The sequence below is a fragment of the Nostoc sp. genome, assembly GCF_036916985.1.
Lineage (GTDB): Bacteria > Cyanobacteriota > Cyanobacteriia > Cyanobacteriales > Nostocaceae > Nostoc.
Genome location: NZ_JBALFD010000085.1, coordinates 1 through 21,691, shown reverse-complemented (window position 1 = coordinate 21,691; position 21,691 = coordinate 1). Strand labels below are relative to the sequence as shown.

21 protein-coding genes and 2 pseudogenes are annotated in these 21,691 nt (G+C 43.4%); 16 read left to right on the top strand and 7 right to left on the bottom strand.

Features of this window, described 5'->3' with window-relative positions:
* Positions 1–138: 138 nt before the first annotated feature.
* The 5 genes from V7L07_RS28000 to V7L07_RS27980 all read left to right on the top strand — a co-directional run bounded on the left by V7L07_RS28000 (position 139) and on the right by V7L07_RS27980 (position 6,037).
* The gene (locus V7L07_RS28000; RefSeq protein ID WP_335062331.1) at positions 139–963 is read left to right on the top strand and encodes a hypothetical protein; all 825 of its coding nucleotides are present in this window, start codon (positions 139–141) and stop codon (positions 961–963) included.
* Between the two features lie 119 nt (positions 964–1,082).
* On the top strand, positions 1,083–1,688 hold the full coding sequence (locus tag V7L07_RS27995) for an alpha-ketoglutarate-dependent dioxygenase AlkB family protein (RefSeq protein ID WP_335062329.1): 606 nt from the start codon (positions 1,083–1,085) through the stop codon (positions 1,686–1,688).
* A gap of 222 nt (positions 1,689–1,910) precedes the next feature.
* A complete protein-coding gene (locus tag V7L07_RS27990; protein ID WP_335062328.1) occupies positions 1,911–5,132 on the top strand; it encodes a plasmid replication protein, CyRepA1 family in 3,222 nt (1,073 codons plus the stop codon).
* A gap of 192 nt (positions 5,133–5,324) precedes the next feature.
* Complete coding sequence (locus V7L07_RS27985) at positions 5,325–5,726, top strand: fasciclin domain-containing protein (protein ID WP_335062326.1); 402 nt, start codon at positions 5,325–5,327, stop codon at positions 5,724–5,726.
* An 89-nt stretch (positions 5,727–5,815) separates the two neighbouring features.
* Positions 5,816–6,037 (top strand): hypothetical protein, encoded by a 222-nt coding sequence (locus V7L07_RS27980; RefSeq protein ID WP_334710270.1) that lies wholly within the window; start codon positions 5,816–5,818, stop codon positions 6,035–6,037.
* A 160-nt stretch (positions 6,038–6,197) separates the two neighbouring features.
* On the opposite strand, the gene V7L07_RS27975 is transcribed toward V7L07_RS27980, so the two are convergent.
* Positions 6,198–6,683, bottom strand: a complete 486-nt coding sequence (locus V7L07_RS27975; protein ID WP_335062325.1) for a tetratricopeptide repeat protein — start codon at positions 6,681–6,683, stop codon at positions 6,198–6,200.
* 33 nt (positions 6,684–6,716) lie between these two features.
* On the opposite strand from V7L07_RS27975, the gene V7L07_RS27970 reads away from it, so the two are divergent.
* Complete coding sequence (locus tag V7L07_RS27970) at positions 6,717–6,899, top strand: hypothetical protein (RefSeq protein ID WP_335062323.1); 183 nt, start codon at positions 6,717–6,719, stop codon at positions 6,897–6,899.
* Positions 6,900–6,955: 56 nt separating this feature from the next.
* Here V7L07_RS27970 and V7L07_RS27965 read toward each other — a convergent pair whose 3' ends face one another.
* Positions 6,956–8,107: a tetratricopeptide repeat protein gene (locus tag V7L07_RS27965; RefSeq protein WP_335062321.1), complete on the bottom strand. Its 1,152-nt coding sequence runs from the start codon at positions 8,105–8,107 to the stop codon at positions 6,956–6,958.
* A 196-nt stretch (positions 8,108–8,303) separates the two neighbouring features.
* On the opposite strand from V7L07_RS27965, the gene V7L07_RS27960 reads away from it, so the two are divergent.
* From V7L07_RS27960 to V7L07_RS27930, 7 genes and pseudogenes are all read left to right on the top strand, one after another.
* The gene (locus tag V7L07_RS27960) at positions 8,304–8,435 is read left to right on the top strand and encodes a hypothetical protein (RefSeq protein WP_335062319.1); all 132 of its coding nucleotides are present in this window, start codon (positions 8,304–8,306) and stop codon (positions 8,433–8,435) included.
* 207 nt (positions 8,436–8,642) lie between these two features.
* Entirely contained in the window at positions 8,643–8,777 is a 135-nt protein-coding gene (locus V7L07_RS27955; protein WP_335062317.1) for a hypothetical protein, read from the top strand.
* A 327-nt stretch (positions 8,778–9,104) separates the two neighbouring features.
* Complete coding sequence (locus V7L07_RS33585) at positions 9,105–9,524, top strand: GFA family protein (RefSeq protein ID WP_442936090.1); 420 nt, start codon at positions 9,105–9,107, stop codon at positions 9,522–9,524.
* 137 nt (positions 9,525–9,661) lie between these two features.
* Positions 9,662–10,069 (top strand): hypothetical protein, encoded by a 408-nt coding sequence (locus V7L07_RS27950; protein ID WP_335062316.1) that lies wholly within the window; start codon positions 9,662–9,664, stop codon positions 10,067–10,069.
* Between the two features lie 262 nt (positions 10,070–10,331).
* Positions 10,332–10,798, top strand: a pseudogene (locus V7L07_RS27940) (DUF1392 family protein).
* Complete coding sequence (locus V7L07_RS27935; RefSeq protein ID WP_335062313.1) at positions 10,795–11,070, top strand: hypothetical protein; 276 nt, start codon at positions 10,795–10,797, stop codon at positions 11,068–11,070. Before V7L07_RS27940 ends, V7L07_RS27935 begins: the two are co-directional and overlap by 4 nt.
* A gap of 109 nt (positions 11,071–11,179) precedes the next feature.
* Positions 11,180–11,443, top strand: a complete 264-nt coding sequence (locus V7L07_RS27930) for a hypothetical protein (RefSeq protein ID WP_190733477.1) — start codon at positions 11,180–11,182, stop codon at positions 11,441–11,443.
* A 119-nt stretch (positions 11,444–11,562) separates the two neighbouring features.
* Here V7L07_RS27930 and V7L07_RS27925 read toward each other — a convergent pair.
* Together V7L07_RS27925 and dinB are read right to left on the bottom strand one after the other, a co-directional pair.
* Positions 11,563–11,673: pseudogene (locus tag V7L07_RS27925) on the bottom strand (IS1 family transposase); the annotation flags it as partial.
* Between the two features lie 26 nt (positions 11,674–11,699).
* Positions 11,700–12,824, bottom strand: coding sequence for a DNA polymerase IV (gene dinB, locus V7L07_RS27920; protein WP_335062309.1), 1,125 nt, complete (start codon positions 12,822–12,824; stop codon positions 11,700–11,702).
* 592 nt (positions 12,825–13,416) lie between these two features.
* On the opposite strand from dinB, the gene V7L07_RS27915 reads away from it, so the two are divergent.
* Entirely contained in the window at positions 13,417–14,682 is a 1,266-nt protein-coding gene (locus V7L07_RS27915; RefSeq protein ID WP_335062307.1) for an MFS transporter, read from the top strand.
* Positions 14,683–14,862: 180 nt separating this feature from the next.
* Positions 14,863–16,047 carry an anion transporter gene (locus V7L07_RS27910; RefSeq protein WP_335062305.1) on the top strand — a complete coding sequence of 395 codons (1,185 nt, stop codon included), beginning with the start codon at positions 14,863–14,865 and terminating at the stop codon, positions 16,045–16,047.
* 119 nt (positions 16,048–16,166) lie between these two features.
* Here V7L07_RS27910 and V7L07_RS27905 read toward each other — a convergent pair whose 3' ends face one another.
* The 3 genes from V7L07_RS27905 to V7L07_RS27895 all read right to left on the bottom strand — a co-directional run bounded on the left by V7L07_RS27905 (position 16,167) and on the right by V7L07_RS27895 (position 20,481).
* Positions 16,167–17,570 carry an RNA polymerase factor sigma-54 gene (locus V7L07_RS27905; RefSeq protein ID WP_335062304.1) on the bottom strand — a complete coding sequence of 468 codons (1,404 nt, stop codon included), beginning with the start codon at positions 17,568–17,570 and terminating at the stop codon, positions 16,167–16,169.
* Between the two features lie 144 nt (positions 17,571–17,714).
* Positions 17,715–19,040 carry a sigma-54-dependent transcriptional regulator gene (locus V7L07_RS27900; protein ID WP_335062302.1) on the bottom strand — a complete coding sequence of 442 codons (1,326 nt, stop codon included), beginning with the start codon at positions 19,038–19,040 and terminating at the stop codon, positions 17,715–17,717.
* The gene (locus V7L07_RS27895; protein ID WP_335062300.1) at positions 19,033–20,481 is read right to left on the bottom strand and encodes a sensor histidine kinase; all 1,449 of its coding nucleotides are present in this window, start codon (positions 20,479–20,481) and stop codon (positions 19,033–19,035) included. Before V7L07_RS27895 ends, V7L07_RS27900 begins: the two co-directional genes overlap by 8 nt.
* Before the next feature lie 156 nt (positions 20,482–20,637).
* Between V7L07_RS27895 and V7L07_RS27890 the strand changes: the two genes are divergently transcribed.
* Positions 20,638–21,600, top strand: coding sequence for a hypothetical protein (locus V7L07_RS27890; RefSeq protein ID WP_335062298.1), 963 nt, complete (start codon positions 20,638–20,640; stop codon positions 21,598–21,600).
* Positions 21,601–21,691 lie beyond the last annotated feature (91 nt).

Here is a 21,691-nt window from a genome sequence, read left to right as displayed (position 1 = left end):
AGCAATTGTCGGTGGATTGGCAATTCTCAACCGCAGATGCTCGCATCCGCCTCAACCGTCTTTACCCACAAATAGAAAACTGACAGACCACTAGATGATTCTCGCGCAGAAGTTGTTCTCAGCAAAGCAAAGGCAATAGTGTTCGCTGTATGGAACGGGGAGGGATGGGCCACTGTTGAGCAGTTAGCCCAGTATTTTCAATCTTCTATACCAGCTATTAAGCATATCTACGAAAGAAACAGTAAGGAGTTTCAGGCTAAGGAAACCAAAAAACTAACTGGTAAAGACTTGTCTGATGCTCGCTCCAAGTTGGAGCTAGCATCCCGAACAGCCCAAGCCAGAGTCTTTTCACCTTCTGGAACACTCCGCATCGCAATGTTGCTCACTGAATCGGAAGTAGCTGCTCAAGTGCGAACAATCATCTTAGAGCTAGTTGCAGCAGTGCCTAACATTACACCCAAAGTTGATACTCCTACTGCCCCTGCCCTGCCACTGGTTGAGCAGCGCCTACAAACTTTGGTCGAGGCGATGAGAACTTTAGCCGAACTCACCGGTGGCAGACTCAACCCATACATGGAACAGCATTTTCAAGACTTCGCTGCAAATCTCCTAGCCCAACACAATCAACAAGCCCTTTCTGGTAGCAAAGAGAAATGGATGGGCGTGGTCAACTTTGCAGAGAGCGAACTGGGAAAGAAAGTCCCCTTGAACGGTTCCCATTATCGCGGTCATCTTGGTACTTGGGTTCGCACCTTTTACCCACAACTGGGGGAGCGTCAGGAAATGCGATTGGTCAACGGCACTCAACAGCCAGTTTACGTTTACGCCTGCCATGACCCAATTGTTGCAAATGGGCTAACCAAAGCAATTGAAGAGTTTTTCACCCATCCAAACCCGACTGCTGCGCTCAGAATTGCAGGGGCTTTTAGTACCAAGAAGCCACGGGTGTTGGTCAAAAAATGAAAGCGATCGCACTCCTTAGTCTAGTGCGATTGCCTGATTACATACGTGATGAATGCTGAGTCTATGGTATCAGTTTTCGCTCCATCACTCGAACCATCAAAAATAACAATCTTCGTTTTATGCAACAACTCAATCTATTTACTGAATCAACCCCAGTTTTACCTATCACCTACTACCCCGATTTCTTAAGTCAGGAACTTGCCAATGAACTCTACCAACACTGTTTAAAACTGGAGTGGCAACAGAATCAAATCAGAATCATGGGTAAAACAATGCCTGTCCCCCGCCTGGAGTGCATTTACGGGGACTACGGCTGCGATTACCTTTATTCCAACAGCGTATTTTTGAAACCACTATGTTGGACAGAAAAACTCGCTTACTTGCGTGACAGAATCACCGCATTCACTGGCTACAAGTTCCGCATAGTCATCGGCAATCAATACCGCACGGGGACTGATTCTATCGGGTGGCATTCCGACAATGAAGCATCAATGGGATCTAACCCTGCAATCGCATCGGTAAGCCTGGGTTCATGTCGCAAATTTCAAATCAAACCGAGAAATGGCAAAGCAACAGATTTCTGGCTGGAACACGGCAGTCTACTTGTGATGCACCCAGGCTGTCAGTCTACACATCTGCATCAGGTTCCGAAAACCAACAAAGTGGTTAGCACCCGAATCAATCTCACCTTCCGACCACATACCGGAGGTGGGAGATCATTCTGACAAGGCCAGTGATCATGTAAAATGACAGTTTCTTAGTTCATCTGTACTATTAAGTCCGGTTAAAAAGCAGTCAGCAGGACGAAAAAACAACTACCAATACAAGTCCTGTTGATTGCTTCTCTTAAAACCACGCTTCTTTAACTCGTGTCTACGTAACTCACCTAAAAGGCGGTATGACTCAATACCCCAAGCTTTGCATTGCTTCAAAATACTGGAGGGGATATGAATATAATCGAAACCGATTCTCAAGCTCTACACTTACAAGAATGGTTAAATAGTGGCGTTGACGAAGAAATCTTTCATCTGAATGTGCGATCGCTGTCTGGGACTTTGCCCTACGAATATCTGCTCTACAGTCCCAAAATCTCCCGTCGCAACGATGGACGACTGCGCGATCGCGATTTAAAAAAGTACCAGCACATTGAATTAGGCGGCTGGTGGTGCAATGGAGTTGACCCGCTTAACAACTACGCCCTGATGATGTGGGGCTGTTTCAAACCCGACCATCCCCGAAGAGATCGCCAGAAAATTCACAAGTTCATTAAGTATGAACACCCATATAGAGAAGAGACACGCGCTTTCTTCCTATTAGTACCAAATCGCATTTGGGTGAAAGTTTCCAATCGTAGCGGCATTCCCATCACTGAGGAAGACCTACAGCATCCTGGCGGTTTCTGGCACTGGGTTTGGAGGCATAACGTACCAGTCACAATTGTCGAAGGTGTCAAAAAAGCGGGGGCATTACTGACTGCTGGCTATGCTGCGATCGCAATTCCTGGTGTTAACGCTGGATACCGCACACCCCATGATGAGTACGGTACTGCTATTGGTAAGCCAAACCTCATCCCCGACTTGAAACATTTCGCAACACAGGGGAGACAGGTCAACATTTGCTTTGACCAGGACAACAAACCTGAGACAGTCCAACGGGTGAGAACCGCTATCAGTCGTATGGGACGGCTACTGGTAAACGAAGGCTGTTCGCTGCGGGTGATTGATTTACCGCTAGGGGCAGAGAAAGGGGTTGATGATTTTATCGTTGCTCACGGTCAACCGGCATTTGATGCGCTCTACAACACAGCCGTTGCGCTGGAGTTGTGGGAGATTAAGCTGTTCACTCTGCTGACTTATCCGCCAGCGATCGCTCTCAACCAAAGATTCTTGGGTCAGCTTCTCGTCCCTGAAGGTGAAAAACTGATTATCCTCAAAGCTCCCAAGGGAACCGGTAAAACCGAATGGCTGTCTACTGAGGTGGCGAAGGCGCATGACCTTGGACGTAGGGTGTTAATCATCACCCATCGGATTCAACTTGGTGAGGCGTTGTGTAATCGCTTCGGAGTTAACTATGTTACCGAAGTCCGCACGAATGAAACAGGCACATTATTAGGATATGGGGTGTGCGTTGATTCGCTGCATCAAGAGAGTCAGGCGCGATTCAATCCCAATGACTGGTCAAATGATGTCATTATTATTGATGAATGCGACCAAGTATTCTGGCATCTTCTCAACTCTGGTACTGAAGTGCAAAAACGTCGGGTATCCGTTCTCAAAAACCTCAAACAACTGGTACAGAATGTTTTGGGCAGCACTCAAGGAAAGATTTACTTGTCTAGTGCGGATGTTTCCGACACAGATGTAAAGTATGTTTTATCACTCGCTGGGGAATATCGGGTTAACCCGTTCGTCATCGTCAACAATTATCGTCACGTAGCCGGGAACTGTTACAACTACTCTGGCAGTAACCCGAAGAATTTGATTGCGGCACTGGACAAAGCGATTTCTAAAGGTGGGCATCATTTACTCTGTTGCTCTGCTCAAAAGGCTAAGTCCAAATGGGGAACCCAAGCACTTGAAGAACGTTTTCGCCGCAAATTCCCTCACCTGCGAATTCTGCGAATAGACAGCGAATCTGTTGCTGACCCCTCTCATGCGGCTTTCGGTTGTATCGCTCATCTGAACGAAATTCTGACCCAGTACGATTTGGTTATCGCTTCTCCAAGTCTTGAAACTGGAGTATCTATCGACATTCGAGGACATTTTGATGGTGTTTGGGGGATTTTCCAGGGAGTGCAGCCGGTTAACTCCGTGCGTCAGATGTTGGCAAGGGTTAGGGAAACTGTTGACCGTCATATCTGGGTCAGAGAGTGGGGGATGTCGGTTGTGGGCAATGGTTCCACAACCATCGGAGGATTGCTCAGAAGTCAACACGTTGCAACACAAGCGAACATTGCGCTGTTGTCGGCGGCGGATAATGACGATTACAGCTATGTTGACCAGAATTTTCAGCCAGAGTCATTGCAGACTTGGGGCAAGCGTGGTTCTGTGATTAATGTCGAAATGCGGCGCTATCGGGAATCGGTGCTTGCGGGTTTGGTCGAGGATGGCTACACCGTTATCGATGCCTTGGATGCTGACGATGATGAGAGTGGGGCTGTTATCGAGTCGGTTAAAGCGGCATCTGTTGAATTGTATACTGCTGAATGTGAAGCGATCGCGGATTCTCCGACTATCTCTGATGCCGAACTTAAGAAACTCCTTGATACAAGGGCGAAAACGAAAACCGAGCGACACCAGCAACGCAAGGCTGAATTATCCCGTCGCTATGAAGTTGATGTTACCCCTGAGCTTGTCGAGAAGGATGATGACGGCTGGTATCCTCAACTGAGAATGCACTACTATTTGACGCTGGGGCGAGAGTTTCTGACGAACCGTGATGCTAAACGAGCAGCAGCGCAGTTAGAAGCGGGGCAGAATTCGATTTGGAAGCCGGACTTTAACAAGGGGCAGATGTTACCTGCTGTACTGTTGTTAGAAGAACTGAATCTGTTGCAGTTGCTCACTCCTGGGGAGCAGTTGCGGGGGTCTGATGAAAAGATGCTGGAGTTTAAATCACTGGCTGTTCAGCACAGACACGTTATCAAGAATTATCTGAATGTCAGTATTTCGGAAAAACACACACCGATAGCGATCGCACAGAAACTACTTGCGAAGATTGATTTGAAGTTGGATTATGTCGGTCGGTTGGGTAAACGTGAAAATCGGGAGTGCGTTTATCAATTCGTTGCCCCTGATGATCAGCGCGATTCGATTTTTGGACAGTGGTTAAATCGGGATGAAGTGTTTCTTAGTGAGTTGGTGTCAGTCACGAATAATATAGAGTTACAAACACCAGGTATTGACACGAAACCTATTGATATTCCCCAAACAGTTACCCAGGTGGAAAATCCTAATGCTCAAAGCTGGAAAGGGCTGAAACTGAAATTGCAGAAAGGTTTGGACAGCGCTGGTCAGTTCTACCAACAGCTAGTCTCTACAATCGGCAGTGCTATCGGCGTTGCTGATGGTGAGCCTTACTGGAACGCATACCTTGGGCAGTGGCAGATTTGGGTTAAGTTTGCAGACGAGTGTAGGTCTGTGGTGTGCGATTGGTTGGTGGCGGTGTAGGTCATTCACAAAGCTCACACCTATTAATCGTAGAGATTCTTTCGACTTTTATTTCGTCAGCGCAATCACTTCAAAAAGTACGACAAGTACATTTACTCTTCAATTGCATCTAGCGTAGGTTTATATTTTCTAGATACTCAAGTGTGGTAAACCTCTAAGTATCAAGTTTTTTGACAATTAAGGTAAAACTCAATGCCAGATATTATAGATACTGCAATCAATGCAGGTACTTTCAACACTTTGGTAACAGCAATTACAACTGCTGGTTTGGACACAGCGCTCAAAGGTTCCGGCCCATTTACCGTATTTGCACCAACAGATGAGGCATTTTCTAAACTGCCATCTGGTACTGTAGAAGCATTACTTGAAGATGTGATTGAGTTAAGAAAAGTTCTAGAGTATCACGTAGTAGCTCAAAAAATTGTTGCAGTAGATTTGGCACAGTTGTCCGAGGTAACAACAACCCAGGGAACAGACCTCAAAATTGATTCTAAGAATGGTGTTAAGGTAAATGATGCAACAGTTGTCACACCGGATGTGTCAGCAGATAATGGTGTGATTCATGTTATTGATCAAGTATTAATACCTCAGTAAAATGCCGTGAAGTCTTTTTGAGATTAAACATCGCGATTGCTGCTCTGTGCAGCTTCTCCTGAGTCCATCGGTGAGAGGCTCATAAAACTATGGTCTTGTGGTTCATTGTAAGTTGCTCCACTGGCGGCAAGTGCTCCCGAGCAACCATCGAATCAACTTTTTCTCGGCTTGATGAAGATAAACATACAAGTGGCAATACTTATGCGGGTACAGCTAGTCGCGTAACTGTTGGGCAGACACTTCCGGGTGGGGGTATAGCGATCGCAAACGGCACTTATCGAGACGTTTTCAATAATGATTCTGATCATTAATCATTACTTATTGCGAAAATATTAAGGGCTCATTTTGAGTCTTGGAAAGTAAATCAAACAGTAAATACAGTAAATGCTGATTTTTTCTTCGATTTTCAATTTTGCTTACGATCTTGAGTAATTTAGATGCGGCCGTCCTGACTTTCGGCTGAAAAGACAATTACCCATACCATTCATTCATCAGAATTTGCTCGCACCTTACGATCATTTCCTGCGCCTGGGATAAACCAAGATTATAAGCATTCTCAAAACACGCTTTGGCTTCGATCACCCGCTTCCTTCGACCCAGTTCATCGCCTTTGTTGTACCAAGCTCTAGACATCAGTGGGTCTATTTCCAACGCTCGGTCATAACACGAAAGCGCTTCCTCTTGCTGACCGAGGCTACTCAACGTATTCCCTTTATTCATCCATGCAATCGCGTTTCTTGGTTCAAACTCCAGTGCCGAATTGTAAGACTGTAAAGCTGCTTCGTGATACTCCAGTCTCCAAAGCGCCAATCCTTTGTTGATCCAACTTTCCACATGGCACAGATCGATTGCAAGCACGTTGTTATAGTAGGCCACCGCTTCGTTAAACTTTCCTGCCTCTTGAAGCACCATTGCTTGTTGAAACATGTCAATGATATTTTCTGCTGGTTCCGACATCACTTAAACTTCCTATTTGAAATCTGCGCTTCGATGACACACGCCCAAGTCGATACCCTTGTATTTGAGTTCGGGGGAAACCTTGTTAAAGAATTACTCAGTATGATAATGAGTGATGAGCGTTGCAGCATGATCCTGGAGTTTGAATACGCAAGCCAAGACTTATTTGCTCAACTGCTTGTCGATACACCGCAGTGGACTGAGTGGATGGGTTGACTTGTGAGATCGCTATCACTACCACAAAAACATTTTTTTTAGCGCAGATGTATTGCCTAATCTGCTGAAATTCGCATCTGACAAGACTTAAGCAACGCCTGAAATTCTTCATTTGAACGAATCTGATCAAAATCTGAGTCAGTTTTTGCCATATCTTGGTATTCGTTAGGACTCAGATTGATCGCTTGTTGCAGGTTAAAGATTGCTTGTTCTACATGAAGCAATTGGGCATAACAGCAAGCCTTACCATAAAAAGTAGTGGAGTCGTCTGGACAGATTTTGTCATATTGATCATAACTGGTGAGAGCCTCTTGATAGCGTTTGAGAGTTAACAGTGTACTGGCTCGGTTATACCAAGCTTGTGGTAAATCTCTTTGAAATTCAAGGGAGCAGTCGAAGCTAGTCAGTGCTTCTTCAAATCGCTCCAAATCCATTAAAGCAATACCCCGATTACACCAAGCTTGGGGAAAATCATGATGGAATTCAATCGCACGCTCGTAGGAAGTGATCGCCTCTTCAAAGCGTTCCAAGTCTATCAACAAATTACCTCGGTTATACCAAGCATCAGAGTTATCTCTTTGAAATTCAATCGCTTTATCGTAAGAAGCTATTGCTTCATCATAGCGCCCCAATTCATCCAAAGCAGACCCCCGATTCAGCCAAGCTGCGCTCAAGTCGCCTTTAAGTTTCAGGGATTCCTCGGTGCTAGCAAGAGCATCTTCATAGCGTTCTAAATTTAATAAAGCAATGCTGCGAAAATACCAAGCGTCAGAGTCATCAGATTTTAATTTAACAGCATGATCGAGATTAGCAAGCGCCTCTGAAAAACGCTCTAAACTTAATAAAGTCAAACCTTTATTTTCCCAAGCTTCATGCAAATCAGGCATGAGTTTCAAGGCTTGTTCAAACGCTTCGAGTGCTTCAAGGTTACGTCCTAAAAGCCTTAAAGCAATACCTCGATTGCACCAAGCTTCATGAGAGTTCGGCTGGAATACCAGCGCTTGAGCGCAAGCAGCCAGAGCCTCATCCAAGCGTCCTAAATTTAACAGCGCCCAGCTGTGATTAACCCAGACTTGATAGTTGCCAGATTTTAGTTCATTGGCTCGTTCAAATGCTTCCAGAGCCTCCTCAAAGCATTTTTTGTTTAAAAGTTCAACGCCCAAGTTAAACCAAACCTTGTCTATTTCTGGTTGAATTTCTAAAGACACAGTATCCCTCTCCTTTTGTGGGGCTATATTTCCCTCGTTATTTATAGAAGTTAGTTATAAGTAGCTCGGCGGAAATAATTCTTGTTGGGATAAGGCAGTTCTTGCTGTGAACAAGAGGAGAAAGGTTTGAGCCTTATTTACTTTTCCTTACACCGTTTAGTTTTATTGCACCGACTTAAGTAGGTAGGCATTCAATATGATTCGGTTTACCCCTTACCTAGACCACCAGGAAAGTGAAAAATGCTTATCCGAACCCTATTGGGTAGGCACTCTGATAATTACTACCACTTGGCGCTGGCGATTTCGGAAAACTGTTGCTTGGTTATAAAAACTTCCTCCTAAAGGGCGATTGAAATCGACGGTCACAACCTAGTAGTTCGCCAACCCAAAATTGCTGGGTGGAGGTCGGCGCTTGTGCAAGGGAGCAGGGGAGCAGAGGAGAGATTTGTACAAGTTCTTTCCCCCTTGCCCCTCTGCACCTCTGCCTCTCTGCTTGCCACCACGCAAAGTTACCTTGGCAGACTACTAGAAGAAATTGGGCGTTGCATACACCGCAGCTATCGATAACCTCAATTGTCCCACAGTGATTGTGGCTCGGACAAAGAAGGGCAAGGGTGTTGCAGATTTAGAAGATATCGGCGGTTGGCATGGTAAAAGCCTTGAAGCCTGACCAAGCAAAGGCAGCGATCGCCTGATTGAGAGTGCCGTAGACCCCAGTCCATTTAAACAAGGGAGAAAATTATTGGCAATTTCTTAAAGTACCTTTTTCCGAAAGTTTCAGCTTTTCTTAGTGCTATTCGGTTACAGGGTTTTCCTGACTGGTATGAATTTCCCAACGAGACTGCTACGGCGATATATTAAGATTTAGAAAAAGATTATACGGGAAGTTTCCGTATAATAAATAGTTAGCCATCTTCCGTCACTGAGAGTTGTTGGTAGCGAAAGATTCTTAGTCAGTGGCACAGGTTGGGTACGCGGAAGTTGAACAAGGAGGTAGATGAACAACTCTAGAATTCAGGGTAGTTGCCTTTGTGGAACGGTGAACTTTGAAGTGAACCCGCCGTTCCAAAAAATGGTTCATTGCCACTGCTCACGGTGTCGCAAAGGCACGGGCACAGGCCATGCCACAAATCTAACCGTTGAACCCAGCCAGTTCCGATGGCTTTCCGGCGAGGAAGTCGTTACACGTTATAACCTTCCCACGGCAAAGAGCTTCGGCAAATGGTTTTGTAGGCATTGCGGGTGTCCGGTTCCACGGCTAACGCGCAACGGCAAGATCGTGGTTATTCCAGCCGGCTCGTTGGATACAGCACCACCTATCACTCCTACAGATCACATCTTCTGGGCATCCAGAGCAGCGTGGGGTTGTACTAGCGGAGGGCTTCCAACTCATACCGAGTATCCAGAGTCATGGTAGAGCAAGAATCTGCCTAACAAAGGGTTCTAGCCTATGTCTGTAGTGAGTAAAAATTACCTATTGATATTTAGGACAGCAAATATTTTTAAGTTGATGACATACTGAAACAACTTCGCAGTTTATGAATACGAGTAGTTATGACTACCGAAAATCATCAAATTCTAGAAATTACGAAAAATTATCTCAAAGATATTGCAGAAGGTAAAACAGGGGATGAACTTGCTATTTATTATTCTGAGTCAGTAAAGCAAATAGAATACCCTAATCGCCTATTTCCTGAAGGAGCAACAAGAAATCTTTTCGATTTAAAGGAAGCAACTCTTAGAGGTAAATCAGTTCTGATAAGTCAGAATTATGACATTCAAAAGTCTTATGTTGCTGGTAACACAGTAATTTTAGAAACAATATGGACAGCAGAAATTGCTGTTCCAATCGGGCAAACTCCTGCCGGAGGAAAGATGAAAGCTTATTTTGCACAGTTTATCGAATTTGAGGATGGCAAGATAATCTGTCAAAGAACCTATGACTGTTTTGAACCGTTCTAAACCCAGAAGTTATCAAGAAAGGCAGAGGGCAGTTCTTGCTGAAGGCAGAAGGAAATACTGCCTTCTCCCACAGAAAGTGACCGAACGTGAGTGCGTCTCGTTGGCGCAGCCTCTCGTAGAGAAGAGAAGGGAACAAGGGAATCAAGGGTGATTATGATGCCCGTCGTGCTTATGGCTTGAGTTGTTCTCCAAGGCAAGCTGCGATCGCTTGGAAACGGATTGATTATTTGTGGAATCTATTGTCCAGTCAGGAGGCATAACCATGATTAACCAAGTCCAGAATCTAGAAACTTGTTGGTATCTTTCACCACCTTGGGGTAAAGAGATTCCCCCCTTAGAAGTTTCTCTGTTGGAGAAAGTCTACGTCACTACCACCAAATCTTCGGTTACTGTTGTGGTATAGAGTGGTCAGCTAAAGGCTGGAGTTATGAGATTGTCTACGGCAAGGATAATCTAACTGTTTTAGGACGTGAACTTATTGGCACAGGCAACTTACAACTGAACACTAAAGAAAAACCTGTGTTCCGGCTCGGTGAGTTGGTCGAGTTTCGGTTTCATGGCGATGGGCCACCAGCAAGGATTGTCCAGGGCATTCAACTGATTTGCGATTGCTGGTTCTACAGCATCGAATGGCTTTCACCAGGGCTATCTGAAAAAGGTGACAAGGTTTTTACCTCTAGGGATTCCATCGCACGGGTGACTGACTATGACTTGGAGCGGGTGCGATGACAATCTATACCTCATGTTACCGTGCCAAAATCCTCTTCGTGGGCATTCATTACGCTTGGACAGTAGGTCGTTTACTTTTGTACAAAGCTATTACTGTAGAAACTGATAATTATGATAGTTCTGGTACTGAATCCTTAGAACGAATCACTGATTATAATCAAGCCATCAAGATTAATCCTAACGATGCCCTAGCCTACAGCAGACGGAAACCTTGGGAAACAATAATATCCTCTACGCTTGTTGCGTCTATTTATATAGCTCAACTTATATAGCTCAACCCTTGATCTTCGAGAAAATATCACCAAATCGACAGAACCATCTGCTTTAGCTGGCAAGATAGAATCGTAATGAAAATTAACATTGTTAAATATATCTTCAATTATGTTTCCTAACCTTGTGGAAGATACCAAAGAATACTGGTGCAAGTTAAATGAGTTAGAAGTTGCTTACCAAAAAGGTGAAGTCTCTATTGAAGAGGTAGATGCGAGGGTTAAATTGCTGATGACTGAATTAGGTAAAAGTCGCCAGGCAGCATTAAACTACGTTTTGAATAGCTTTTACCATTTTTTGAATGAGCAAGGAGAAGCAATTGTTGGTATAGCAATTTTAGGAGTCATTAGCTACGCTTGGGTGGTTCTCAGCTAAGTAGGCGGCTAGAATAAAATGTAAGATAAAAGAGATTTGCTCTTTGTAGAGGGGCAATATTGCTAATGACTGCACCCATAAAGATAAATTGGCAATGTTCTAGATCGGTTGCTATGTCCTTAAACTAGTAAACCAAACTCATAGCGGTTGATGAATGAACCTATAACTATGCCGTGCATCTCCTCTGTTTTAGAAAAGCAAATTGTCTTCCGAGCTAGCTGTTTGATTCTTGTTTGTTCACTGTTCACTGATTTAATCACTCCCAAGTAATATCTGCATTTTGGAATAGTGGCAGTTGAATAACTTGGGTTTGTTTGGCGTTATCCAGGTTAGACAAAGAAATTCCCAACAACCTAATACTGCGGTTTTCCAGTTCAATCGACTCAAACAGTCCTTTGGCTATCTCAAAAATCATAGATAGTTCACTAATGGGAGCAAGCATTGTCTTACTACGGGTTAACTGCTGATAGTCAGAGAACTTGACTTTTAACGTTAATGTGCGTCCTCGTGTTTCATGCTTCTCTAACCTTTGCTCCACTATCTGGGCGATCTGTTCAAGTTCCTGCAACATCTGACCAACATCGCTTAAGTCCTGTGCAAACGAGGTTTCTGCACCAATCGATTTGCGAATTCGATTCGCCTCAACTGGGCGGTCATCTTCTGCTCTGGCAATCTTGTAGTAATAATGACCTGCTTTACCAAAGTGGTGTGTTAACTCAGAAAGAGTTCGCTCTTTCAAATCTGCACCACTATGAATCCCCAGTGAGTGCATCTTCGCTGCTGTAACCTCTCCAATGCCGTGAAACTTTTCAATCGGCAGTTGTTCTACAAAGGCGATCGCATCCTCCGGTAAAATCACGGTTAGTCCGTTGGGCTTGTTCTGCCCTGATGCCATTTTTGCAAGAAACTTGTTAATCGATACGCCTGCGGTTGCTGTCAACTGGGTTTCTTGGAAAATCGCAGTTTTGATGTGTCTTGCGATTGTAGAAGCGTAGGGGATACTTTGCTTATTCTCAGTAACGTCCAAATATGCTTCATCTAGTGCAACCCCTTCCACTAAATCACTGTAGCGTTTGAATATGGCGTGGATTGAAGTGGAAATATCTCGGTAAACATCGAATCTCGGTCTGACAAAGATAAGCCCAGGACATTTTGCAAAAGCGGTTACAGAAGGCATCGCTGAATGAACACCAAACTTACGAGCTTCATAACTGGCTGCTGCAACTACGCCTCGCTGATTCGGACTGCCACCGACTACTAACGGCTTGCCTCGGTAGCTAGGGTTGTCCCTCTGTTCCACCGATGCGTAGAAGGCATCCATATCAACGTGAACTATTTTCCTGGTTCTAGCGACAGATTCTTGTCCCAAGCGTAGCTCCACTACAAACAGTCTCGCTTTTCACACCATTTTCAAGCAAATTAAATCCTAAATTAGAAATCCTATAGTACACTAGCACTAGTTTGAGCCAAATCTTGCATAGCTGCAAATTATTTACTTGCTTGCTTGAACTTTCTACTACCTGCGAAGAAAAGTCTGATAATGATTTACTCAAATCTAAAGTTGCACATATATTTTTTTCCATTAAGATAGATAATCCCTGTCTCTAAATTATTGCTCAAAGGGAATCCTAGCCTTTTTTGGGTCAAAAAAGAGAGTCTTGCAACTTGTGACTCAAACTCATCTTTTTTTAAGTGTTAATACGACTTGGTAAGTATAAATTTATTTAAAGTACTAGGGAAATGATTTAGCGATGGCTGCGCCCGCCGAAGGCATCGCTTGTTTTTTACTGGATCTGACAAAACCGCATAGCTCCCAAAGGAGAGAGGCTTTGAATCTTACTCCCCAACGCTCGTAGGGAAGGGGCTGGGGGTTAGGTTTTTAGCTAGATGTGCCGGACGCCATTGATTTGGCACGATTTTTGCATAAGAGTATTGTGACCTCTCCATTGCTCACAAAATATCACTAAAGACTTATGCAACAACAGCGAAGACCGAGTAAGAAGAGTTTGCGATCGCTTGATTACTTGAATGTGTTTCTCGCGGATGTGCGCGATGGTGTTGGGCCATATCTGAGCATTTACCTGAAAGCTTCAGCAAATTGGAACCCAGCCCAAATTGGCATGGCAATGTCAGCTTCGGCAATTGCCACAGTTATTGCCCAAACACCAGCTGGTGCATTGGTTGACAGGCTACGTCAAAAACGGATGTTGATTGTAATGGCCGCTGTGTTTGTTTCTATCGGCTGTATTGCTATGGGCTTGTTCCCCAATTTGCCTGTTGTCATCGGCTCTCAGATTATGATTGGGATTGCTGCTGCAATTTTCCCACCTGCGATTACTGCTATTACTCTGGGACTCGTAGGACATGAGAGATTAGATAGGCGCGTAGGTCGTAATGAAACATTTAACCATACAGGTAATCTGCTAGCTGCCACTCTCGCTGGTTTAGTAGGTTACTTTATTGCACGCAAGGCAATATTTTTCCTGGTTGCAGCTATGGCTGTGGGCAGTATTATTTCAGTGAGGATGATTCGTGAAAGAGAGATTGACCACGAACTAGCGCGTGGAGATGGTGAAGAGGGAGAAGAAGGCCAAGAGGAGGATAATGAAAAACATCAGCAGCCCTATGAAGGCATATTGCAATTATTAAGCGATCGCCATATCTTATTTTTTACTATTGCAGTAGTTCTGTTTCACTTTGCCAATGCTGCTATGTTACCGCTAGTTGGTCAAGAATTGGCACAGGGTAAAGGGACAAGTGACACAGTTTATATGTCTGCTTGTATCATTGTGGCTCAGTTAGTGATGATTCCAGTGTCTAACTTGGCTGGGCGTTTTGCACATACAGCCCGAAAACCCATATTTTTGCTGGGCTTTGCCGTCTTACCGATTCGAGGAGTGCTGTATACGTTTTCGGGCAATCCCTATTTTCTCGTTTCTGTGCAAATTCTGGATGGTATTGCAGGCGGGATTTTTGGAGTGCTTTCGGTGTTGATGGTAGCTGATTTGACTAAAGGCACGGGACGCTTTAATGTTACCCAAGGAATGCTCAACACTGCTATTGGCATTGGTGCAGGTTTGAGCAACGTGCTGGCTGGATTTGTGGTTAAAAGTGCTGGTTACAATGTTGGTTTTTTGATTTTAGCAGCGATCGCAGTTGTGGCTTTAGCAGTTTTTTGGTTCTGTGTACCTGAAACAAAAACAGGAGTTAATAGAAAAGCATCACATCAAACCGCTTAGGGCAGTCATTAGTTATTAGTCATTAGTCCAATAGAAACCACGCCCACTCTTTAACATGGCATGAATTAACCCCATGAAAGACAAAGTTTTTCCACCCACGAGGGGCGAGGTATGCACTAAAATCCAATGACCAATGACTAATGATTAATGACTACTTAATCAAAAGCATCTAGCAAAATCATGATTGTTTTGAGATACATCATTATCGGGCTAACTTATATAGGTTTGGGTTTAGGATATCTCCCTGGTTTGCGGATGAACCGAGCCAGTATTGCTTTAGTTGGTGCATCTTTGCTGATGGCATTTGGGGTATTAGACCTCAAAGAAGCATGGCTTGCCATAGACTATAAAACGCTGATTTTTTTATTTGGCATGATGGTAATCAGCACAAACTTAGCTTACGCTGGTTTTTTCCAATTAACCCTTGATACAGTTACACACTTCACCCGCAGCCCTTTAGGTTTGCTAATTATTTTAACTTTCGGCAGTGGGATTCTCTCCGCTTTTTTTCTAAATGATACCATCGCTCTAATTTTGACTCCTTTGGTTCTCGGTTTAACCCAAACTTTGAGCCTCAATCCGATTCCTTACTTACTTGCCTTGGCGGGAGCAACTAATCTAGGCTCAGTAGCTACCTTAAGTGGCAATCCACAAAATATTCTGATTGGTTCCTTCTCTGGTATCAGCTATCTCGATTTTGCGAAAGCATTGACTCCCGTCGCATTAGTAAGTTTGTTAATCCAAATTGGGTTATTGTGGTGGCTTTATCCTGATGTTCGTTCTACTAAGTCTTGTCCGAGTGTAACCCCCGTGCGTTACCGCATATTTAAACCGTTGCTTACTAAAAGCCTATTGATAACAGGAGGACTATTAATTGCATTTTTAATTGGGATACCTCCAGCCCAAGCAACACTCGTAGCTGCTGGTTTACTGTTCATTACTAGGCGAATCAAACCGCAACGAGTTTTAAATAAAGTAGATTGGGATTTAATGGTGATGTTTTCTGGACTATTTGTTGTGACTGCTGGAGTAGAAAAATTAGGAATATTGAATTTATTTAGCGGTTTAGTTTATAACCCCTTGAGCATATTAGGAATTACTGCTCTGCTTTCAAATTTAGTTTCTAATGTTCCAGCAGTATTGTTACTACAACATTTAATTCCCCATCCAGACACGAAAACCTGGTTACTATTAGCAGCAGGATCTACCTTAGCTGGTAATTTAACTTTGTTAGGTTCAGTTGCTAATTTAATTGTTGCTGAGGCTGTTGCAAAACTTGGTTATCAATTGTCATTCTGGGAACATCTACGTTTTGGTCTACCGTTAACTGTCGTGACTCTCATCCTGGCTTATTTTTGGATTTAGTCATTAGTCATTAGTCATTAGTCATTGGTCATTGGTCATTTGTCAACAATCAAACTTAAAATTTCAGGCTTAAAGGCTCAACGTTTAGGTTCAAAGGCTCAATGTTCAGGCTTAAAGGCTCAACTTTGATATTTCAAGAGACTTCCTTGCTTCCTGCTCTTGCTTCCCATCTTTTTATCAGTCAACTTGCGTTGATGTGATGACTTTATCCCAGCAATTTTACGGTATTTTGTGACTGTTCTGCGGGTGATTGGTAGACAAAATCCGATTTTTAAAAGCTGGGCTAATTGCTCATCAGTGTAAGGATTGGCGGGTGATTCTTCTGCAATTAACTGTAATAGCATCTGTTGGATTTGTTGAGGAGTACGTCCGCCTACTCCTACAGGAACACATAGTGAATGCAACGGAATTATCTGACTGTGTTGATTGCAAACTAATATATACCGTCCCCGCACAATCCGACTGACTGTAGAGTTACTAAGTCCTACCGATTGAGCTACTAATTGCTGAGGGGTAGACACTAAGTCTAATTTCTCCCGACTCTGCAAAAAAGCTTGCTGACGCTCAACTAAAAATTTCCCAACTTTGAGCAGATTTTCCTGCCATTGTTGCAAAGCTGTGAGTAAATTTCTAGCTTTTTGTAATAATGCTTCTAGCTGTTGGGTATCTCGCCTTGCTTTTGGTGATTCCTGCAAAATCTTAATGGCTTCAGAATTCAGACAAAAACGTTGTTTGACTTCATAAGCTAAAGAAATTTGCCAACTTCCAGCTATTAGCTCAACTTTTAAATCGGGGGTCACGATGGGAGCATCGCTACCACCGAAGTTTCTGGCGGGACGGGGTTCTAATTCTTGAATCTTATGGATAGCATCGGTGATTTTCTCGATGTCAACATTAAAATGTTGATCATTTTGGTGCAGTGTTTGCAATAGTAATTGACAATTATGCTTTGAATTTGAAGTATTATCAATACAATTTGCTATGTCTTCTAAATAATTTTTAACTAGTAGAAAAGCTAGGCTTTCAGGCTGATTTTTGAGTTGTATTAACAAACATTCTTGCAGGGTTCGCGTACCAATTCCAGGTGGATCTAAACTTTGGAGGAGAGGAATAACAGCCTCTAGTTCTTTTGCACTCCAGATACTACCATCTGCCCAAACTTCTGGAGTTTTTTCTAAGTAACCTGAATTTGATAACCACTGAGTTAGATAGGTTAAGGCTTCACGTTGTTTGTATGGTATTGACAAAGCTGATATTTGTCCAAGAAGATGCTCACTTAAACTTAATTGCTGGGCGATGGGACTATACCAATTAGGTAGAATATCATCTAAAAGTGCTTCGCTGTTCTGGAAATCAGAATTTTCTACTATAAATGGATTGTGTTTAGATTCTTCTCGAAGATAATCGAATACTCGTTTACCATCCCACGGTAAGAAGCGAACTAAATACTGTAGAGTTGGGTAAATAACAGTTTGAGTTTCTAGGTGTGTTTCTAGTGTAGATGCTGAGTTTAAGGAATTCATTAGTTAAGAGTTAGAAGTTTTATCTCGTTCCTATGGTCTGCATGGGAATGCCCATCTATAGGCTCTGTTTATAGTCCAAGGAGGCGGAGCCTTGCCAAAGTCATTCCTTGGGAGAGCCAAGGAACGAGAAGTTGAAAGTTTTTGTTATAAATTCCATTGTTTCTTTTTTTGTTCAAAGCTTTCGATAGAAATTCCTAATGCTTTGTGGGGTTCTTGGGGATAAAGCGCTAAAGCATGGCGGATAAAGTTTATTTCTAACTGAGCGATCGCTTGTTCTAAGTTCAAATTCATCTGATATTCTTGATTAAAAGTGAGATGCTCTGAAAGAATGGTTCTTCCTCCAGAAAAAACTGCTGCTCTCTCTAAAGTATTTTGCAGTTCTCGCACATTTCCTGGCCAAGCGTAATCTCTCAGTTTTTCTAGGGCGGTTGAGGTAATTGCTAAATTTTTAATTCCATTTCTTAGGGCAATAGAACTTAGAAAATGTTGGGTAAGTTGTTCTAAATCTTCGGGGCGATCGCGCAAAGATGGCAGTTCAATTCGTACTACATTAAAGCGATAGTAAAGGTCTTCTCGAAACTGATTGAGGCGTACCAATTGTTCTAAATTCCGATTGGTGGCAGCTAAAATGCGGACATCTACAGTTTTGGTTTGGTTACTACCCAAGCGCTCGAAGGATTTATCTTGTAATACTCGCAACAATTTCCCTTGAATGATCTGGCTCAATTCTCCGACTTCATCCAGAAAAATTGTACCGCCATTGGCTTGTTCAAAGCGACCAATTCGCAAGTGATTCGCTCCAGTGAAAGCTCCTTTTTCGTGACCAAATAATTCTGCTTCTAATAAATGTTCTGGAAGGGCTGCACAGTTAACTTTTACTAAAGGGCCGCGACTGCGAGGGCTAGCATTATGCAGTGTGGAAGCGACCAACTCTTTGCCCGTACCTGATTCGCCGACAATCAAAACTGTGGTGTTTCCTTGGGCAAGTCTACCAATGAGTTTAAAAACTTCTGCCATTTTAGGCGATCGCCCCAACAGTTCTTCTGGTTGTCCGAGATTTTGAATATTTGCTTCACCAATTTGCTCGGCCGATGCTTGGGAATGAGCTAAAGCTTTTTGCGCCAAGTTGACTAAATCTTCTAAATCGAAGGGTTTAGTTAAATAATCATAAGCTCCCAACTGCATAGCTTCAATGGCTGTACGACTTGTTCCATAAGCTGTCATCACAATTACTGGCAGTTCAAACAACGTTTTGCTACCTAAAGCTTTCAGAACACCATTACCCTGAGTTTTGGGCATTTTCAAATCTAGAAATACCAAGTCAGGACGAGATATAGTATTTTGTTGAATTATCTTCAGTCCTTGCTCTCCGTCTCCCGCCTCTATTACGTCGTGACCTTCATCTTTTAAAATCTGCGCCATCGCTTGACGCAAGGCTTTTTCATCATCAATAATCAAAATTTTAGCCATCGTTATGATTCTTCGGTAAGTAAACGCTAAAAACGGTGCAACCCGGTTGAGATTTCAAATCAATATGCCCTCCGTGTCGGGTGACAATCTCGTGGCTAATTGCTAAACCTAAACCTGTTCCTTGGGGTTTTGTAGAATAAAAAGGATCGAAAATGCGATCGCGTTCTTCTGGTGCTAAACCTGCGCCAGTGTCTTTTACCCAAGTCACTAAGTAGTCTTGCTCTTGATCTACACCTACCTCAACTTCGCTTTCTGGTGGACTGGCTTGGATGGCATTTAAGATTAAGTTAACCATCACCTGTCCTAACTCTCGGTGGCGTAGTGGTACTTGGGGCAGAGGTTCAGCAGCAGAGCGATAAAAAAGCGTTACTCCCTGTTCTTCGGCTTTGAGACGTAATAAAGAAACTGATTCAAAAGCGATCGCTTCTAAGGAAGTAATTACCATTTCTTCTTGCTGATTTTGGTCAAAATACAATAGCCGTCGCACCAACATCTCTAAACGGTCTACTTGTTCTAGTAAACTAGCGATCGGTAAAGTTGTAATTTCCTGCTTTTTTAATTGTCGTTCTGTATATTGCAAATTGAGGCGCATACTAGCTAAGGGATTGCGGACTTCATGAGCTACCCCCGCTACTAGTTGTCCCAGAGAGACCAAGCGCTCAACACGATGCAAGCGCTGCTCTAACTCTTGGCGATGGTATTGCATACTATTAATTGCAGTTCCCAACAGTCCCATTTCTGCGGGTAGCGGAGGAATTAGGGAAGCTTGATCCTCTTCCATTGCCTTAATACTTTGCTGGAGTCGCTGCACTCCCCACTGAAGTTGTAAGGCAATATAAAAAGTCCAAACTCCTACAACTAAAATTCCTAAAACTACGAAAACACTTAAAACGTTTTGATTGCTATCTTCTAGATGAGGTATACGTTTCATCGTCCACACTGCTCCCCACAGAGGTAGAGGGTCAGCACGCAGTACCAAGACATCAAGACCAGGGTGCAATACTAATTCCTGGGGTAAACCTTGGCTTGTGGCTCTCCGAGTCAATTGCAAAATTGTGTCTCGTTCAGCAGGAGGAATATCTTTTTTGGGGACAGGGCCCCCGTGGGTAGGATAGGCATAGCCTAAAAGCTGGTCTTGTTGCAGCAGATAAAATCCCCCTTCTACTCTTGGAAAAGCAGTTAGGGCATCGTTTGAGAGTTCCGACAACGGTTTGCTTGGCTTTGGTGTTTGCCCAGGATTTGATTCCCAAAATAGCTTAATTAGTCTGGTGTTGGCAAAAGCTAATTCTCTCTGATTTCTGGCAACAACAGCACCTTCAAGACTTTCAAATAGTTGCACCACTAACAATAAAGCAGCTCCACTTAAACCTAAAAAAAGGATGCTGAGGATTGTTAGCTGTCGCCGGAGTGTCCAACGTTGAGATAACACAATAGGTTTCATGGAATAAGGGTTAGAACTTCTAGAAGCGCAAAAACTATGCCAAATTCCAGTTGCTCATTTTTCATCCTGCCTTACTAACTAACGAGTGTCTTGTATCTATGGCACGAGTTTTGCACTCTTACAGTTATAGTTAGCAATTAAATTGAATTAAAGCAGATGAATAACTCTAAAGTTCGCATTCCGAAAGAAATTGCTCCCGATGTTTTTGCTCTAGCGGCTCAGTTGTATGCCCAAGAAAATCAGGATTATTCTTTAGAAGAAATTATGCAGGCTGGAGCAGAAGTACAAATTCCTCCAGAGGTGATTCAACAAGCAATACAGCAGATTCAAGCCAAGCAAATCCGAGATCATGATCGCCAACGCAAGTTAAAGTTAATTTTAACTAGTGGCGGCATCGGCGCAGCGATCGCACTTTTCGGTTTTTGGACGTACAATACTGTTGTTAGTAATACTACACCAAGCAGGCGATCGCTAGAAGCTAATCTCCCAAGTGCCAATTTAGCCAATGCTAATCCTCTAGATATTCCCCCAGCACCCTCACCAGAATTACCCCCCACAGCCGGAACCACTTTCACTGGTAAGGTAAAACAGTATCTTCTCAACCCTGAAGGTAAGGTGGATGGGCTATTACTTAATAACGGGCTACAGGTAAAATTTCCTCCCCAAATGGCGGACAGTTTAGTGCGGATAATTACCCCAGGCACGAAAGTGAGCATTTCTGGTGATCCTGGCTTTTCCACTCGCTTTGGACAGGAAGTGAGAGCCAAAAGCATCACTAATTCTCAAACTAGACAGACTTTAGTCGAACAACCTCCTACAACTGTCCCCCAACCACCCAGCTTGAGCAACTACAGTACTTTATCTGCGGAGGGAACTGCTCAGAATTGGTTGGTGGGACATCAAGGAGAAATTAACGGAGTCATCATCTCTAATGGCACTATTGTCAAGTTCCCGCCTCATGTAGGTGAACAGCTAACCAGTATAGCCAACATCAGAAACATAATTCAGGCCAAAGGATTTGGCACTCGCAATCGTTACGGCCAGATTTTAGAAGCTACAGCATTGTCAGTTAATGGGCAATCTGTATCTTTGCAACCAAAAGCTATCACCGAACCGTAATAAGCTGTTCCACATTTCAATTGCATAAATGGTAAACTAGATATATCCGTGCATTCAGCATTATTATGCCTGCCAAAGGGTTTCTAGCTCA

Bases quoted from the DNA above. Each gene is read 5' to 3' on its own strand.
- V7L07_RS27995 (WP_335062329.1), top strand. From the start codon at position 1,083: ATGCAACAACTCAATCTATTTACTGAATCAACCCCAGTTTTACCTATC.
- V7L07_RS27990 (WP_335062328.1), top strand. From the start codon at position 1,911: ATGAATATAATCGAAACCGATTCTCAAGCTCTACACTTACAAGAATGG.
- V7L07_RS27985 (WP_335062326.1), top strand. From the start codon at position 5,325: ATGCCAGATATTATAGATACTGCAATCAATGCAGGTACTTTCAACACT.
- V7L07_RS27980 (WP_334710270.1), top strand. From the start codon at position 5,816: ATGGTCTTGTGGTTCATTGTAAGTTGCTCCACTGGCGGCAAGTGCTCC.
- V7L07_RS27975 (WP_335062325.1), bottom strand. From the start codon at position 6,683: ATGTCGGAACCAGCAGAAAATATCATTGACATGTTTCAACAAGCAATG.
- V7L07_RS27970 (WP_335062323.1), top strand. From the start codon at position 6,717: ATGACACACGCCCAAGTCGATACCCTTGTATTTGAGTTCGGGGGAAAC.
- V7L07_RS27960 (WP_335062319.1), top strand. From the start codon at position 8,304: ATGATTCGGTTTACCCCTTACCTAGACCACCAGGAAAGTGAAAAATGC.
- V7L07_RS33585 (WP_442936090.1), top strand. From the start codon at position 9,105: ATGAACAACTCTAGAATTCAGGGTAGTTGCCTTTGTGGAACGGTGAAC.
- V7L07_RS27950 (WP_335062316.1), top strand. From the start codon at position 9,662: ATGACTACCGAAAATCATCAAATTCTAGAAATTACGAAAAATTATCTC.
- V7L07_RS27935 (WP_335062313.1), top strand. From the start codon at position 10,795: ATGACAATCTATACCTCATGTTACCGTGCCAAAATCCTCTTCGTGGGC.
- V7L07_RS27930 (WP_190733477.1), top strand. From the start codon at position 11,180: ATGTTTCCTAACCTTGTGGAAGATACCAAAGAATACTGGTGCAAGTTA.
- V7L07_RS27915 (WP_335062307.1), top strand. From the start codon at position 13,417: ATGCAACAACAGCGAAGACCGAGTAAGAAGAGTTTGCGATCGCTTGAT.
- V7L07_RS27910 (WP_335062305.1), top strand. From the start codon at position 14,863: ATGATTGTTTTGAGATACATCATTATCGGGCTAACTTATATAGGTTTG.
- V7L07_RS27905 (WP_335062304.1), bottom strand. From the start codon at position 17,570: ATGAATTCCTTAAACTCAGCATCTACACTAGAAACACACCTAGAAACT.
- V7L07_RS27900 (WP_335062302.1), bottom strand. From the start codon at position 19,040: ATGGCTAAAATTTTGATTATTGATGATGAAAAAGCCTTGCGTCAAGCG.
- V7L07_RS27895 (WP_335062300.1), bottom strand. From the start codon at position 20,481: ATGAAACCTATTGTGTTATCTCAACGTTGGACACTCCGGCGACAGCTA.
- V7L07_RS27890 (WP_335062298.1), top strand. From the start codon at position 20,638: ATGAATAACTCTAAAGTTCGCATTCCGAAAGAAATTGCTCCCGATGTT.